12 protein-coding genes and 4 tRNA genes are annotated in these 15,394 nt (G+C 57.1%); 13 read left to right on the top strand and 3 right to left on the bottom strand.

From position 1 onward, the window contains the following. The first annotated feature begins 81 nt into the window (after nucleotides 1–81). The 3 genes from AC5SEM_RS15250 (at nucleotide 82) to AC5SEM_RS15240 (ending at nucleotide 1,269) form a co-directional block, all read left to right on the top strand. On the top strand, nucleotides 82–753 hold the full coding sequence (locus tag AC5SEM_RS15250) for a peptidase C39 family protein (RefSeq protein ID WP_495470699.1): 672 nt from the start codon (nucleotides 82–84) through the stop codon (nucleotides 751–753). Between the two features lie 90 nt (nucleotides 754–843). Continuing rightward, complete coding sequence (locus tag AC5SEM_RS15245) at nucleotides 844–1,050, top strand: DUF6021 family protein (RefSeq protein ID WP_077573693.1); 207 nt, start codon at nucleotides 844–846, stop codon at nucleotides 1,048–1,050. Nucleotides 1,051–1,062: 12 nt separating this feature from the next. Continuing rightward, the gene (locus AC5SEM_RS15240; RefSeq protein WP_495470698.1) at nucleotides 1,063–1,269 is read left to right on the top strand and encodes a hypothetical protein; all 207 of its coding nucleotides are present in this window, start codon (nucleotides 1,063–1,065) and stop codon (nucleotides 1,267–1,269) included. Nucleotides 1,270–1,323: 54 nt separating this feature from the next. Here the strand turns inward: AC5SEM_RS15240 and pbpG are convergent, their stop codons facing one another. Together pbpG and folD are read right to left on the bottom strand one after the other, a co-directional pair. Continuing rightward, the gene (pbpG, locus tag AC5SEM_RS15235; protein ID WP_137219632.1) at nucleotides 1,324–2,262 is read right to left on the bottom strand and encodes a D-alanyl-D-alanine endopeptidase; all 939 of its coding nucleotides are present in this window, start codon (nucleotides 2,260–2,262) and stop codon (nucleotides 1,324–1,326) included. Between the two features lie 230 nt (nucleotides 2,263–2,492). Beyond that, complete coding sequence (folD, locus tag AC5SEM_RS15230; protein WP_038362797.1) at nucleotides 2,493–3,347, bottom strand: bifunctional methylenetetrahydrofolate dehydrogenase/methenyltetrahydrofolate cyclohydrolase FolD; 855 nt, start codon at nucleotides 3,345–3,347, stop codon at nucleotides 2,493–2,495. 275 nt (nucleotides 3,348–3,622) lie between these two features. Between folD and AC5SEM_RS15225 the strand changes: the two genes are divergently transcribed. The 10 genes from AC5SEM_RS15225 (at nucleotide 3,623) to AC5SEM_RS15180 (ending at nucleotide 13,020) form a co-directional block, all read left to right on the top strand. Beyond that, nucleotides 3,623–3,699: transfer RNA gene (locus AC5SEM_RS15225), tRNA-Arg, on the top strand. 32 nt (nucleotides 3,700–3,731) lie between these two features. Further along, nucleotides 3,732–3,807, top strand: a tRNA-His gene (locus AC5SEM_RS15220). A 58-nt stretch (nucleotides 3,808–3,865) separates the two neighbouring features. Beyond that, nucleotides 3,866–3,950 (top strand) — tRNA-Leu (locus AC5SEM_RS15215). Nucleotides 3,951–4,027: 77 nt separating this feature from the next. Next, nucleotides 4,028–4,103, top strand: a tRNA-His gene (locus AC5SEM_RS15210). Between the two features lie 400 nt (nucleotides 4,104–4,503). Continuing rightward, the gene (gene tig, locus AC5SEM_RS15205) at nucleotides 4,504–5,814 is read left to right on the top strand and encodes a trigger factor (protein WP_495470697.1); all 1,311 of its coding nucleotides are present in this window, start codon (nucleotides 4,504–4,506) and stop codon (nucleotides 5,812–5,814) included. A gap of 93 nt (nucleotides 5,815–5,907) precedes the next feature. Then, nucleotides 5,908–6,543: an ATP-dependent Clp endopeptidase proteolytic subunit ClpP gene (clpP, locus tag AC5SEM_RS15200; protein ID WP_007951559.1), complete on the top strand. Its 636-nt coding sequence runs from the start codon at nucleotides 5,908–5,910 to the stop codon at nucleotides 6,541–6,543. A 112-nt stretch (nucleotides 6,544–6,655) separates the two neighbouring features. Beyond that, a complete protein-coding gene (gene clpX, locus AC5SEM_RS15195; protein WP_003223632.1) occupies nucleotides 6,656–7,939 on the top strand; it encodes an ATP-dependent Clp protease ATP-binding subunit ClpX in 1,284 nt (427 codons plus the stop codon). A gap of 163 nt (nucleotides 7,940–8,102) precedes the next feature. Next, a complete protein-coding gene (gene lon, locus AC5SEM_RS15190) occupies nucleotides 8,103–10,499 on the top strand; it encodes an endopeptidase La (protein WP_007917325.1) in 2,397 nt (798 codons plus the stop codon). A 148-nt stretch (nucleotides 10,500–10,647) separates the two neighbouring features. Further along, entirely contained in the window at nucleotides 10,648–10,920 is a 273-nt protein-coding gene (locus AC5SEM_RS15185; RefSeq protein ID WP_003183171.1) for an HU family DNA-binding protein, read from the top strand. A 228-nt stretch (nucleotides 10,921–11,148) separates the two neighbouring features. Next, nucleotides 11,149–13,020 carry a SurA N-terminal domain-containing protein gene (locus tag AC5SEM_RS15180; RefSeq protein WP_116030197.1) on the top strand — a complete coding sequence of 624 codons (1,872 nt, stop codon included), beginning with the start codon at nucleotides 11,149–11,151 and terminating at the stop codon, nucleotides 13,018–13,020. A gap of 1,127 nt (nucleotides 13,021–14,147) precedes the next feature. Here AC5SEM_RS15180 and AC5SEM_RS15175 read toward each other — a convergent pair. Continuing rightward, nucleotides 14,148–15,353: an MFS transporter gene (locus AC5SEM_RS15175; protein WP_495470696.1), complete on the bottom strand. Its 1,206-nt coding sequence runs from the start codon at nucleotides 15,351–15,353 to the stop codon at nucleotides 14,148–14,150. Nucleotides 15,354–15,394: the final 41 nt, after the last annotated feature.

The following is a 15,394-nucleotide window of genomic DNA, read 5'->3' as shown; positions in this document are numbered from 1 at the left end:
GGCTATACCGCAGACTGGCGCGGCCCTATGATCGCAAGCGTTGCCGGAACACGATGACCGGCGTCTGAACAGAGAGTGATGATGGTGCAGGTATTTTCTCGAATTCGTGCGGCGCTGCTGGTGGCCGGGTGCGCGGCCATGTTGGCCGGGTGTGCAGGCAGTGTCGCGCCCGAGGTCAAGCGTCTGCCGGAGCGGGTCGAACTCAGCGGCACGTTCTATCGCGGCGAAGCCAATCAGAGCGGGCCGCAAGTGCTGGCCAGCCTGTTATCGCAGCAGGGCATCGTGATCACCCCGGGCTTGCTGGAAAAACCCCTGCACTTGCCGGGTGCCGAAGACAAATTGCAGCAGAACCTGCAGAACCTTGCCCGTGAGTACGGCATGGTGGTTTATCCGCTGGACAGCAACCTGCCAGCGCTGTTGACCCAAGTTGCGGCGGGTTATCCGGTGATGGTGCGCTTCAGCGAGGGCTCGGCATTCTGGGCCGAGCCGCGTTACGCGATCCTGTCCGGTTATGACCGCAACAAACAGAAGGTACTGCTGCGCGCCGGCATGAACCGCCGCGAATTGATGAGTTTCAGTTCCTTTGAATCGGCGCTGGAAAAGTCTGGTGGCTGGGCCGTGCTGATTCAGAAGCCGTCGCAGATTCCTGCTGCCGTCGACCGGCAACGCTGGCTAAAAGCAGCTGATGAACTGGCTCAGGCCGGTCAGGAAAACGAAGCGGCGCAGGCGAAGAAAGCGCTGGCCGCCCACTGAGTCTCCGTTCGTCATTTGCCGGGCACGACTGCGCCCGGCACGCCTCTTACCTTTATAGCCCGTCGTTTGCGGGTGAATCAGGAGGCGAACATGACAGATCCCCAATCCCCGAAAGGCCCACATTCCTCCGAGCACTCTTCGGGTCATGATCTGGGCTTTGATCCGGATTCGCCGGATCTTGATGATCCGCAAGTCGATCCCGTCGGCCCTGCGAAAGCCCCCAAAGACGTGAAGCCCGGCGAGGACGACAAGCAACCGGCCAAGCCGTATGACCCGCTAGCCAATCTGAAACCTTGATGCGAGGTGCGTATGAGTACCGATTCAAGCTTCGATGACCAAAAACCGGACAGTGTGCCTACTACGCCAGAGCCGGATATTGATCCGGTGCTGGACCCGGACAGCCCGATGCGCGATCCGATGGCCCGACCCAATGTCATGACACCGGAACCTTCGCGGGATCCGAGTGCGGGGGATGGCATTCCTGATGATGATCAGATGCCGTTGCCCAATGACTGAGGCAGCAGATGAAAAAAAGCCCCGGGGATTCGGGGCTTTTTCTTGTGCGGTGCCTTACTTGGACGCTTCGACTACGCCGCTCTGGCGATTCTTGAGGTTTTTCTCGGCCTTGTACTGCTGAGCCACCGCCGGAACGCTGGCGCTGCGCCCGGTTTCTACCCAACTGCGAATACGGCTGGCATCGGCAAAATGGGTGTACTTGCCGAACGCGTCGAGGATCACCAGCGCGACCGGGCGGTTGCCCATCTTCGTCACCAGTACCAGGCAGTGACCGGCGGGGTTGGTGAAGCCGGTCTTGGTGATCTTGATGTCCCAGTCGGCTTTGTTGACCAAGTGATCGGTGTTGCGGAAACCCAGGGTGTAATTGGGTTTGCGGAACGACACGGTCTTTTCCTTGGTGGTCGTGAGTTCGCTGAGGATCGGGTACTTGCTCGCGGCGACCAGCAACTTGCTCAGATCGCGTGCAGTGGAAACGTTGCGCTCGGACAAGCCAGTTGGCTCGACATAGTGCGTGTTGGTCATGCCCAGTGCCTTGGCCTTGGCGTTCATCGCCGCGATAAAGGCGGCGTAGCCACCCGGATAGTGGTGCGCGAGGCTGGCGGCCGCGCGGTTCTCCGACGACATCAAGGCGATCAGCAACATCTCGCGACGCGGCAGTTCACTCTTGAGTTTGACTCGGGAGAACACACCCCTCATTTCCGGCGTGTTGCTGATATCGACATTGATCCATTCGTCCATGTTTTGCCGGGCTTCAACCACTACCAAACCGGTCATCAACTTGCTGACAGAGGCAATCGGCACGATCACGTCTGGGTTGCTGGAGTAGATGACTTTGTTGGTCTGCATATCCATGAGCAGGGCACTGCCGGAGGCGATCTTCAGGGTCGAAGCGTCACGTGGGGCAGCGGTGGTTTCCGCAGCGTTGATCATTGGCGTGATGAAAGTGCCTGAAACTGCAAAAAACAGGCTCAGAATCGAAAGACGAATTTTCACGCGGGCGAACTCAAAAAGGTTGGATATTCCGTTAGTTTGTAACGGGTTATTTCTTCAAAGCGTCGCATTCTAGGAGTATGGCTGAAGATCTGTCGATGGTTGTTTGAACGACCTGAAAAACTCGTGAAAAGGCCTGTAAAAAGAGGGGTTTCCGGCGAACGGTTACAGTTTTTTCTCAGGCATGAAAAAACCCGCACAAGGCGGGTTTCTCTTATTGCTGAAAGTACCGATCAGGCGTGCAGGGTTTCTGCTGCGTAAAGCGTGTTTTCCAGCAGGCAGGCGCGGGTCATCGGACCGACGCCACCCGGCACCGGAGTGATCCAGCCAGCGCGGGGCAGGGCGGTTTCGTAAACAACGTCACCGACCAGTTTGCCGTCGTCCTGACGGTTGATGCCGACGTCGATCACGATCGCGCCTTCCTTGATCCACTCGCCTTTGACCAGGCCCGGCTTGCCGGCGGCCACTACCACCAGATCGGCACGGCCGACATGGCCGGCCAGATCCTTGGTGAAGCGGTGTGTCACGGTGACGGTGCAACCGGCCAGCAACAGTTCCATCGCCATCGGGCGACCGACGATGTTGGAGGCGCCGACTACCACTGCGTCCATGCCATAAAGGTCAGCGCCGGTGCTTTCCAGCAGCGTCATGATGCCTTTAGGCGTGCATGGGCGCAGCAGCGGAATGCGTTGGGCCAGACGGCCGACGTTATAAGGGTGGAAACCGTCGACGTCTTTGTCCGGGCGGATGCGCTCCAGCAGTTTGGAGGCGTCCAGGTGCTCGGGCAGCGGTAACTGAAGCAGGATGCCGTCGATTGCAGGGTCGTCGTTGAGGCGATCGATCAGATCGGTCAATGCGTCTTGCGTGGTGTCGGAGGGCAGGTCGTAGGCTTGAGAGAGGAAGCCAACCTCTTCACAGTCTTTACGCTTGTGCGAGACATAAACCTGAGAGGCAGGATCGCTGCCGACCAGGATCACCGCGAGGCCGGGAGTGCGCAGGCCTTGCTGGCGACGCTCGGCAACTCGTTGGGCGATCTGCTGGCGCAGGCTGGCGGCGATCGATTTGCCGTCGATTAGTTGTGCAGTCATTGCGCGTGATTAACCATCGAGAGGGGAAAAAATGAGAACGCATTCTCGCATGTCGAGCGGTGAGGGCAAAGGCGCTTGGTCAGCAAATTCCTCTAACTCCTTTAATTAAATGAATTTTTTTCAAAAAGGATTTGACGACCTTTGGAGCGCTCTATACTATTCGTCGCACTTGTCGGGCACAGCCTAGCACTGGTTAAGAAGGTGAAGCGGAATCAAGGTTCTGCGACACTGGAAAGCACTTAGTTTGTAGTCCTTTAAGAGTACAGATTAATAAGGCGCCCGTAGCTCAGCTGGATAGAGCATCCGCCTTCTAAGCGGATGGTCGCAGGTTCGAGTCCTGCCGGGTGCGCCATTAGGCAGCTTTGGCACAAGTAACGCGATATGGTGGGCGTAGCTCAGTTGGTAGAGCACGGGATTGTGACTCCCGTTGTCGTGGGTTCGATCCCCATCGTCCACCCCATATTTCGAAAGGCGCCGGATGTAACAGTCTGGCGCCTTTGCTTTAAAAAGCTTCATCCGCGGATGTGGTGGAATTGGTAGACACACTGGATTTAGGTTCCAGCGCCGCGAGGCGTAAGAGTTCGAGTCTCTTCATCCGCACCAATTAAAGCTTCATTCATGTCTTCGGGCTGTTGAAGTTTCAACAAAGAAGTTGTTTGGCTTTTTTGTTACGCAATATGGTGGGCGTAGCTCAGTTGGTAGAGCACGGGATTGTGACTCCCGTTGTCGTGGGTTCGATCCCCATCGTCCACCCCATATTTCGAAAGGCGCCAGATTTAACAGTCTGGCGCCTTTTTTGTTTTGCGGTTTTGAAAACCGGCATGGCCGGTTTCCGGACGCAGGAGTAGGGCGCTTCGTCGTATTTATGTTGCTCGATGATGCTGCGCTGCTCGCCGGGCTTGCTTGCAAGAACGGCCGTCAGGGAGTGATTGGCAGTCTCTTCTATATATAGAAGCGGTTGGCGCAGAGCCCTGGCGTGATTGGTTGTATTCGCCTGTGGGGCGCGCTGCATTGGTGTAGCGGTCCCGATAAAATGCCTGCTGTTTTTTTACCCGTTTTCAGTAGGGTGACTTCTTGAGTTTGACCCACTAGAATGCATGCCCTTGATTCTGGGGTCGGAAACGGCCGGCTAACGTCTGTGCAACGAGGAATATCCATGCAAGTTTCTGTTGAAAATACTACTGCTCTCGAGCGCCGCATGAGCGTCACCGTGCCGGCTGAGCGCATCGAGACTCAGGTCAACAAGCGTCTGCAGCAGACCGCCCAAAAGGCCAAGATTGCTGGCTTCCGTCCAGGCAAAGTGCCAATGAGCGAAATCAAGCGCCGTTTCGGTGCTGATGCTCGTCAGGAAGCTGTAGGCGACGTGATCCAGTCCTCCTTCTACGAAGCTGTGGTTGAGCAGAAGCTGAACCCGGCTGGTTCGCCTTCGATCGAGCCTAAGTCGCTCGAAGCTGGCAAGGATCTGGAATACGTTGCTGTGTTCGAAGTGTTCCCGGAGTTCACCGTTGCCGACTTCGACGGCATCACCGTTGAGCGTCTGAGCGCTGACGTGGCTGACGCTGACCTGGACAAAATGCTCGACATCCTGCGCAAGCAGAACACCCGTTTTGAAGTGGCCGATCGCGCTGCCCAGAACGAAGACCAACTGAACATCGATTTCGTTGGCAAGGTTGACGGCGAAGTGTTCGCTGGCGGCTCCGCCAAAGGCACTCAGCTGGTGCTGGGTTCCGGCCGCATGATTCCGGGCTTCGAAGAAGGCCTGGTTGGGGCTAAAGCCGGTGAAGAGCGCGTTCTGAACCTGACCTTCCCAGAGGACTATCAGAACCTCGACCTGGCTGGCAAAACCGCCGAGTTCACCGTGACTGTCAACACTGTTTCCGAGCCTAAGCTGCCAGAGCTGAACGAAGAGTTCTTCGCTCAATTCGGCATCAAGGAAAGCGGCATCGACGGTTTCCGCACCGAAGTTCGCAAGAACATGGAGCGCGAACTGCGTCAGGCGATCAAATCCAAGGTCAAGAATCAGGTAATGGACGGTCTGCTGGCCACCAACCCGATCGAAGTGCCGAAGGCGCTGCTGTCCAACGAAGTTGACCGTCTGCGCGTGCAGGCTGTTCAGCAGTTCGGCGGCAACATCAAGCCTGATCAACTGCCGGCCGAGCTGTTCGAAGAGCAAGCCAAGCGCCGCGTTGTGCTGGGTCTGATCGTTGCTGAAGTGGTCAAGCAGTTCGACCTGAAGCCTGACGAAGCTCGCGTTCGCGAAATGATTCAGGAAATGGCCTCGGCTTACCAAGAGCCTGAGCAGGTTGTGTCGTGGTACTACAAAAACGAGCAGCAGCTGAACGAAGTGCGTTCGGTTGTGCTGGAAGAACAAGTTGTGGATACTGTTCTGCAGAAAGCTAGTGTGACCGACAAAGCGGTCTCTTACGAAGAAGCAGTCAAGCCGGTAGAAGCTCCAACAGCCGACTGATTGATTTTGCGTTAAGAAGTACACACCATAAGCCAGCTCTCGAGCTGGCTTATGCGTATTCAAGACATAACTATTTGGGAGCGACTGCAGAGCATGTTCCGTAATTCTTATATTCAGCAGAACTCTGATATCCAGGCCGCCGGCGGCCTGGTCCCGATGGTTGTCGAGCAATCTGCTCGTGGCGAACGCGCCTATGACATCTATTCGCGCCTGCTCAAGGAGCGAGTGATCTTTCTGGTTGGTCCGGTAGAGGACTACATGGCCAACCTGATCTGCGCGCAACTGCTGTTCCTTGAAGCGGAAAACCCGGACAAGGACATCCATCTCTACATCAACTCCCCGGGCGGTTCGGTGACAGCAGGCATGTCGATCTACGACACCATGCAGTTCATCAAGCCGAACGTGTCGACCACCTGCATCGGCCAGGCCTGCAGCATGGGTGCATTCCTGCTGACCGCAGGTGCCCCGGGCAAGCGTTTCTGCCTGCCGAACTCGCGCGTGATGATTCACCAGCCACTGGGCGGTTTCCAGGGCCAGGCGTCGGACATCGAAATCCACGCCAAGGAAATCCTCTTCATTCGCGAGCGTCTGAACACGCTGATGGCCAAACACAGCGGGCGTACTCTGGAAGAAATCGAGCGCGATACCAATCGCGACAACTTCATGAGTGCAGAAGCTGCGAAGGAATATGGTCTGATCGACGAAGTGATCAACCAGCGCCCAGCTTAAAATAAGCAGCTCAAAATAGGCTTGGTCGGCTTGTCTGATCAGCGGCGGGCTTGAAAAAGCCCGCAATAGCCTTCATCTTGTGTTGCAAGCCTATCGGATTTGGATCGAACGAATGACTGACACCCGCAACGGCGAGGACAACGGCAAGCTGCTCTATTGCTCCTTCTGTGGCAAAAGCCAGCATGAAGTGCGCAAATTGATTGCCGGCCCCTCGGTCTTCATCTGCGACGAGTGCGTCGACCTGTGCAATGACATCATCCGTGAGGAGGTGCAGGAAGCCCAGGCCGAAAGCAGCGCGCATAAATTGCCTTCGCCTAAAGAAATCAGCGGCATCCTTGACCAGTACGTCATTGGTCAGGAGCGTGCGAAAAAGGTTTTGGCCGTAGCGGTGTACAACCACTACAAACGCCTGAACCAGCGTGACAAAAAGGCTGACGACGTCGAACTCGGCAAGAGCAACATCCTGCTGATCGGCCCGACAGGCTCCGGTAAAACCCTGCTGGCCGAAACACTGGCCCGCTTGCTGAACGTTCCGTTCACCATTGCCGACGCAACCACCCTCACCGAGGCGGGTTACGTGGGTGAAGATGTCGAGAACATCATTCAGAAGCTGCTGCAGAAGTGCGATTACGACGTAGAGAAAGCCCAGATGGGTATTGTCTACATCGATGAAATCGACAAGATTTCCCGCAAGTCCGACAATCCGTCGATCACCCGGGACGTTTCCGGTGAAGGCGTGCAACAGGCCTTGCTGAAGTTGATCGAAGGCACGGTCGCTTCCGTACCGCCGCAAGGTGGTCGCAAGCACCCGCAGCAGGAATTCCTGCAGGTCGACACCCGTAACATCCTGTTCATCTGCGGTGGTGCGTTCTCCGGTCTGGAAAAGGTTATTCAAAACCGTTCCACCAAGGGCGGCATCGGTTTCAACGCAGAAGTGCGCAGCAAGGAAGAAGGCAAGAAAGTTGGTGAGTCCCTGCGTGAAGTCGAGCCTGACGATCTGGTCAAGTTCGGTCTGATCCCGGAATTCGTCGGTCGTCTGCCGGTCCTCGCGACGCTGGACGAGCTGGATGAGGCTGCGCTGATGCAGATCCTCACCGAGCCGAAAAATGCTCTGACCAAACAGTATGCCAAGCTGTTCGAGATGGAAGGCGTGGATCTGGAGTTCCGTACAGACGCGCTGAAATCGGTCGCCAAACGTGCACTGGAACGTAAAACCGGTGCCCGTGGCCTGCGCTCGATTCTCGAAGGTGTACTGCTCGACACGATGTATGAAATCCCCTCGCAGTCCGAGGTGAGCAAAGTCGTGATCGATGAAAGCGTGATCGAAGGCAAGTCCAAGCCACTGTATATCTACGAAAACAGTGAGCCGACCGCCAAGGCAGCACCGGACGCGTAAGTGTCCAGTCTGCTGGAATAAAGAAGGGGCCTTCGGGCCTCTTTTTTTTTATGTCATTTTTTACATCCGCTTAGCGCTTGTTTTTTTTCAAGGCAGCCCCCATCTTGGTTTCAAGCTCAATTCCATCTGATTACGGCCATATGGCCGCCGTAGAGGCGAAATCATGAAGACAACCATCGAATTGCCTCTCCTGCCATTGCGTGATGTCGTGGTTTATCCGCACATGGTTATCCCGCTGTTCGTGGGGCGCGAGAAATCCATCGAAGCCCTCGAGGCCGCGATGACGGGCGACAAGCAGATCCTCCTGCTGGCCCAGAGAAACCCGGCTGACGACGATCCCGGTGAAGACGCTCTCTATCGCGTAGGTACCATCGCCACTGTTCTACAGCTGCTCAAGCTGCCTGACGGCACCGTAAAAGTGTTGGTCGAGGGTGAGCAGCGCGGCACCGTCGAGCGCTTCAGCGAAGTCGACGGCCACTGCCGTGCCGAAGTCTCGCTGATCGAAGAGGTTGACGCTGCCGAGCGCGAATCCGAAGTGTTCGTGCGCACGCTGCTGTCGCAGTTCGAACAATACGTACAGTTGGGCAAGAAGGTCCCGGCTGAAGTCCTGTCGTCGCTCAACAGCATCGATGAGCCGGGTCGTCTGGTCGACACCATGGCGGCGCACATGGCGCTGAAAATCGAGCAGAAGCAGGAAATCCTCGAAATCATCGATTTGTCAGCCCGGGTCGAGCACGTTCTGGCGTTGCTGGATGCCGAGATCGACCTGCTGCAAGTCGAAAAACGCATTCGTGGCCGTGTCAAAAAGCAAATGGAGCGCAGTCAGCGCGAGTACTACCTGAATGAGCAGATGAAGGCCATTCAGAAAGAGCTCGGCGACAGCGACGAAGGCCACAACGAAATCGAAGACCTGAAAAAGCGTATCGACGCTGCCGGCCTACCGAAAGACGCGTTGGCGAAAGCCACTGCCGAGCTGAACAAGCTCAAGCAAATGTCGCCGATGTCCGCTGAGGCCACCGTGGTGCGCTCGTACATCGACTGGCTGGTGCAGGTGCCGTGGAAGGCGCAGAGCAAGGTACGCCTGGACCTGGCGCGCGCAGAAGACATTCTCGATGCCGATCACTACGGTCTCGAAGAGGTCAAGGAACGCATCCTTGAATACCTCGCCGTGCAAAAACGTGTGAAGAAAATTCGTGGCCCGGTGTTGTGCCTGGTCGGTCCTCCGGGTGTGGGTAAAACCTCGCTGGCGGAGTCGATTGCCCACGCCACCAACCGCAAATTCGTGCGTATGGCCCTCGGTGGCGTGCGTGATGAAGCGGAAATTCGTGGTCACCGTCGGACTTACATCGGTTCGATGCCGGGAAGATTGATTCAAAAGATGACAAAGGTGGGCGTGCGCAACCCGCTGTTCCTGCTCGATGAAATCGACAAAATGGGCAGCGATATGCGTGGCGATCCGGCGTCGGCGTTGCTGGAAGTGCTCGATCCAGAGCAGAACCACAACTTCAACGACCACTATCTGGAAGTCGATTACGACCTTTCCGATGTGATGTTCCTGTGCACCTCGAACTCGATGAACATTCCGCCGGCGCTGCTCGACCGGATGGAAGTGATCCGTCTGCCGGGTTACACCGAAGACGAGAAGATCAACATCGCCGTCAAATACCTCTCGCCAAAGCAGATCGCCGCTAACGGTCTGAAAAAGGGCGAGCTGGAATTCGATGCAGAAGCGATCCGCGACATCATCCGTTACTACACCCGTGAAGCCGGTGTGCGTGGCCTCGAACGTCAGATCGCCAAGGTCTGCCGCAAGGCCGTGAAAGAGCACGCGCTGGAAAAACGCTTCTCGGTGAAAGTGACAGCTGATCTGCTCGAGCACTTCCTCGGTGTGCGCAAGTTCCGTTACGGTCTGGCCGAGCAGCAGGATCAGATCGGTCAGGTGACCGGCCTTGCCTGGACACAGGTGGGCGGCGAGTTGCTGACTATCGAAGCCGCGGTTGTGCCGGGCAAAGGCCAATTGATCAAGACCGGTTCGCTGGGCGATGTAATGGTCGAATCGATCACTGCCGCGCTGACTGTGGTGCGCAGCCGTGCCAAGAGCCTGGGCATTCCTCTGGACTTCCACGAGAAGCGTGACACGCACATTCACATGCCGGAAGGGGCGACCCCGAAGGACGGCCCTAGCGCTGGTGTAGGCATGTGCACGGCGCTGGTGTCGGCATTGACCGGCATTCCGGTGCGTGCCGATGTCGCCATGACCGGTGAAATTACCTTGCGTGGTCAGGTGCTGGCGATTGGTGGTTTGAAGGAAAAACTGCTGGCGGCTCACCGCGGCGGAATCAAGATCGTGATTATTCCGGAAGAGAACGTGCGTGATCTGAAGGAGATTCCTGACAATATCAAGCAGGATCTGCAGATTAAACCGGTTAAATGGATTGACGAGGTCCTGCAAATTGCGCTGCAATACGCGCCGGAGCCCTTGCCGGATGTGGCTCCGGAGATAGTTGCCAAGGACGAAAAACGTGAGTCTGACTCTAAGGAAAGAATTAGCACGCATTAATACGCTTTTGCCTGGGGGGCTTCCTTGACAGTTTTTTAGAGCCCTTGTTATAAAGCGGCTCTTAAGTGTCTGTAGGCCATTCAGCACTCGTTTTTGCTTTCACCAAAAAACTTAGAATCATCTCAAAATAGATATAAGGGGACTTAGAGTGAACAAGTCGGAACTGATTGATGCTATCGCTGCATCCGCTGATATCCCGAAAGCTGCTGCTGGCCGTGCGCTGGACGCTGTAATCGAATCCGTCACTGGCGCTCTGAAGGCTGGCGACTCCGTTGTTCTGGTTGGTTTCGGTACTTTCTCCGTGACGGATCGTCCGGCTCGTACCGGTCGTAACCCTCAGACCGGCAAGACTCTGGAAATCCCGGCTGCCAAGAAGCCAGGTTTCAAAGCCGGTAAAGCACTGAAAGAAGCTGTTAACTAAGTTTTCAGGTTTTTACCCATCCGGGTCGGGGTCATGCCTGACTTGGCAGCGGAGCGGTAGAGCAGGTCACTGAAACAGTTGCCTGTAACGCCGGGATCGAGGGTTCGAGCCCTGTCCGCTCCGCCAGTTACGAGAAGGCGCATCCTCGGATGCGCCTTTCTTCTATCCGGATTCTACCCACGCTCCACGGTTGCCTAATTTTGAAGTTCAACCGTTTCTGGGGGACGCATGCTGCAGAATATCAGGGACAATTCACAAGGCTGGATTGCCAAGACCATTATCGGGGTCATCGTTGCACTGATGGCTCTGACCGGTTTCGACGCCATTTTCCAGGCCACGACTCACAAGAATGAGGCGGCCAAGGTCAATGGTGATGAAATCAGCCAGAACGAGCTGAGCCAGGCCGTTGATATGCAACGCCGTCAGCTGATGCAACAGCTGGGCAAGGATTTCGATGCTTCCTTGCTCGACGAAAAAATGCTCCGCGAATCGGCCCTAAAGGGGCTGATCGATCGCAAGCTGCTACTGCAAGGCGCCGAACAAGCGAAATTCGCTTTCTCCGAAGGCGCACTGGACCAAGTGATCCTGCAGACACCTGAATTCCAGGTGGACGGCAAGTTCAGCTCCGAGCGTTTCGATCAGGTAATCCGTCAACTGGGTTACAGCCGTATGCAATTCCGCCAGATGCTGGCTCAGGAAATGCTGATCGGCCAACTGCGCGCCGGTGTGGCGGGCAGCGGTTTCGTCACCGACGCTGAAGTGCTGGCATTTGCCCGTCTGGAAAAACAGACCCGCGATTTCGCCACCCTGAACGTCAAGGCTGATCCGGCGGCGGTCAAGCTGACCGACGACGAGGTCAAGGCTTACTACGACGAGCACGCCAAGGAGTTCATGACTCCGGATCAAGTGATCATCGATTACGTAGAACTGAAGAAGTCGTCGTTCTTCGATCAGGTCGCCGTCAAGGACGAAGACCTGCAGGCGGCTTATCAGAAAGAGATCGCCAACCTGTCGGAACAGCGTCGTGCCGCGCACATTCTGATCGAAGTGAACGACAAGACCACTGAAGCTCAGGCCAAGGCGAAGATCGACGAAGTCCAGGCGCGTCTGGCCAAGGGCGAGAAGTTCGAAGCGCTGGCCAAAGAGTTCTCGCAGGATCCGGGTTCGGCCAACAATGGCGGTGACCTTGGTTACGCAGGTCCTGGTGTTTACGACCCGGCGTTCGAAAAAGCCTTGTACTCCTTGTCTAAAGACCAGGTGTCCGAGCCAATTCGTACCGACTTCGGTTACCACCTGATCAAGCTGTTGGGGGTCGAAGCGCCTGAAGTGCCGACCCTGGCCAGCCTGAAAGACAAGCTGACCCGCGAGCTGAAAGCCGCGCAGGTCGAGCAGCGTTTTGTCGAGGCGACCAAGCAACTGGAAGACTCGGCGTTCGAAGCGTCTGACCTGGCTCAGCCAGCGGCGGATCTGAAACTGACCGTGCACACCTCCAAGCCGTTCGGCCGTGAAGGTGGCGAAGGTGTTGCGGCCAACCGTGCCGTAGTGACCGCTGCGTTCAGCACCGAAGTGATCGACGAAGGTGCCAACAGCACCGCCATCGAGCTGGATCCGGAAACCGTGATCGTGCTGCGCTCCAAGGAGCACCTGAAGCCTGCGCAACTGCCATTGGAAAGCGTGAATGCGGCGATCCGCACTCAGTTGACCAAAGAGCACGCGAGTGCGGCTGCCAAGACCAAGGCTGAGAAGCTGATTGCTGATCTGCGTGATGGCAAGGCTCCTCTGGACAAGGCGGTTGACGGGCAGAACTGGAAAGCTACCGAAGCGGCCACTCGTGGTCAGGAAGGTGTTGATCCGGCGGTGCTGCAAGCGTTGTTCCGTATGCCGAAGCCGGCTGCGAAGGACAAGCCGACGTTCACCAGTGTGACCCTGCCGGACGGTAGTTTGATGATCGTGCGTCTGAACGGCGTTAACGAAGCGGCTGCGCCGACGGATGAAGAGAAGGTTCAGTACCGTCGTTTCCTTGCTTCGCGTGAGGGGCAGCAGGACTTTGCGGCGTATCGCAAGCAGTTGGAAGCTCAGGCTGAGATCAAGCGGTTTTGATGGTTGATTGAGCTGTCATGTGAAAGCCCCGGCCTGTATAGGTCGGGGCTTTTTTTTTGCGTTGGGTCGTGGCGGCCTTTGGGCCGACCATGTTCTTGGGGTTTTGGGGGATATCCGTTGCTGCGGGTGCTGCCGCTGGCGGTTTCGCTCTTACAGCGAGTCACCTTTTCCAAACGCCGAAAAGGTAACCCAAAAGGCTGTGCCCTGACGTTCGGCCCGCTCGCTGGGGCTCGGGGTTCCTTCGCTTCGGGATTGATCCGGGGGCATCGCCTACGGTTTGCTTCGCTGCACCTCCTCTCGATGTGTTCGACTTCGTCGAACGGTCGCTGCGCTCCCACCCCCGGATCAATCCCTCCACTCAGCCTGCCGACGGGCCTTCAGATCAAGATCAAGAGCTGCAGCCGAGCTAACGCTCATCCTGTTGAGTGGGGCGGCTTTGCCGCGTGGGCCGTACACGAATTAAACCTGTGGGAGCGAGCCTGCTCGCGATGGCGGCCTTACAGCCGACCAATCTTCTGTCAGATGTACTCAGTTCCACTGTAGGAGCGAGCCTGCTCGCGAAGGCGACCTGACAGCCGACCAATCTTCTGTCAGATGTACTCAATCCCATTGTAGGAGCGAGCCTGCTCGCGAAGACGGCCTCCCAGCCAACCAATCTTCTGTCAGATGTACTCAATCCCATTGTAGGAGCGAGCCTGCTCGCGAAGGCGACCTGACAGCCGACCAATCTTCTGTCAGATGTACTCAGTTCCACTGTAGGAGCGAGCCTGCTCGCGAAGACGGCCTCCCAGCCAACCAATCTTCTATCTGATGTACTCAGTTCCACTGTAGGAGTGAGCCTGCTCGCGAAGGCGACCTGACAGCCGACCAATCTTCTGTCAGATGTACTCAGTTCCACTGTAGGAGCGAGCCTGCTCGCGAAGACGGCCTCCCAGCCGACCAATCTTCTATCTGATGTACTCAGTTCCACTGTAGGAGTGAGCCTGCTCGCGATGGCGGCCTCCCAGCCGAGCAATCTTCTGTCAGATGTACTCAATCCAATTGTGGGAGCGAGCCTGCTCGCGAAGACGCCCTGTCAATCGATCAGTTTCCAGCCGTCTGGCCTCAATCCAACAGCGCACTCGGTCTCATTCGGCTCTTGGAAAACCATGTCCCCGAGCTTTGATCGCTACTGACAGGGTCAGTACCAGCAATCCTGCAACAATCCACGGGAATGCCCCCACTCCAAGGTTCCCCAGCAACAAACCACCCATCAAACCACCGCCTGCAATCCCGACATTCCACAGCGTAACCAACATCGATTGCGCGGTATCGGCAGCCTCTTTCGCGGTTTTCGCCGAGGCGGTTTGCAGCAGTGATGGCATTGCACCAAACGCGAGTCCCCACACAGCGGTGGCGATGTACACCACGCTCGGCGATTCGCGCCACAGGCCCAGTGCTATTGCGGACAGCAGGAACAACCCGGCACTGATCAACACCAGTTCGCGCAGCCAGCGGTCAATCAGGCTGCCAACGATCCACAGGCTCAACACCGAGGCGAGGCCGAATACCAGCAGCACGCGGTCGACACTCGCATCTAGCCCGGAGGGTTGCAGGAAAGGCGCGATGTAGGTGTACAGCAAGTTGTGCGCAACGACGTAGGTGAGGGTGACGAGTAATACCGATCGCACGCCCGGCAGGGTAAACACCTGACGCAGCGGCATGCGTTTTCCCACGCGTTCGCCGGCGAAGTCTGGTACTTGCCAGCGTACCCAGATCACCAGCACAACGGTCAGCGCGGTCATGATGGCGAAGCTCAGGCGCCAGCCGACCAAGGTGCCGAGCAGGGTGCCTGCGGGTATTCCCAGCGACAGCGCAAGCGGCGCGCCGAGCATGGCTACGGTAATGGCGCGACCTTGCAGGTGTGGGGCGACCATGCGGCTCGCGTATCCCGCCAGCAGTGCCCAAAGCAAACCGGCAAATACCCCGGCGATAAAGCGCGCGATCAGAGTGAGCCAGTACCACTCCGACAGGGCGGTGATGCTGTTGGCGATGGCAAAGCCGCCGATGGCGGACAGCAACAGCGGTCTGCGTCGCCAGCCTCGGGTGGCGATTATCAGCGGTATCGCCGCGAGGATCGAGCCGATCGCATACAGCGTGACCAATTGCCCGATCAGCGCCTGGGACACATTCAGGCCGCTGCTCATCTGCGGCAACAGGCCGGCGGGCATGGCTTCGGTCATGACCGTGATGAAACCGGCGGTGGCCAGTGCCAAAAGGGCGCCGAGGGGTAATCGTTCACGGCGATCGACGGGTTGTTCAAGTGCGGGGCAACCAAGTTGGGCATCGTTCATGAGCCGGCATCCATGTTCAAAGTTGACGAGGAGCACAGGGT

This window comes from Pseudomonas sp. CH61 (assembly GCF_059429415.1).
Note: the sequence above shows the minus strand (reverse complement) of the source record. Positions and strands in the feature narration are given on the sequence as shown.

Coding starts and splice junctions, on each gene's coding strand:
- AC5SEM_RS15250 (WP_495470699.1), top strand. CDS start 82: ATGGTGCAGGTATTTTCTCGAATTCGTGCGGCGCTGCTGGTGGCCGGG.
- AC5SEM_RS15245 (WP_077573693.1), top strand. CDS start 844: ATGACAGATCCCCAATCCCCGAAAGGCCCACATTCCTCCGAGCACTCT.
- AC5SEM_RS15240 (WP_495470698.1), top strand. CDS start 1,063: ATGAGTACCGATTCAAGCTTCGATGACCAAAAACCGGACAGTGTGCCT.
- folD (WP_038362797.1), bottom strand. CDS start 3,347: ATGACTGCACAACTAATCGACGGCAAATCGATCGCCGCCAGCCTGCGC.
- tig (WP_495470697.1), top strand. CDS start 4,504: ATGCAAGTTTCTGTTGAAAATACTACTGCTCTCGAGCGCCGCATGAGC.
- clpP (WP_007951559.1), top strand. CDS start 5,908: ATGTTCCGTAATTCTTATATTCAGCAGAACTCTGATATCCAGGCCGCC.
- clpX (WP_003223632.1), top strand. CDS start 6,656: ATGACTGACACCCGCAACGGCGAGGACAACGGCAAGCTGCTCTATTGC.
- lon (WP_007917325.1), top strand. CDS start 8,103: ATGAAGACAACCATCGAATTGCCTCTCCTGCCATTGCGTGATGTCGTG.
- AC5SEM_RS15180 (WP_116030197.1), top strand. CDS start 11,149: ATGCTGCAGAATATCAGGGACAATTCACAAGGCTGGATTGCCAAGACC.
- AC5SEM_RS15175 (WP_495470696.1), bottom strand. CDS start 15,353: ATGAACGATGCCCAACTTGGTTGCCCCGCACTTGAACAACCCGTCGAT.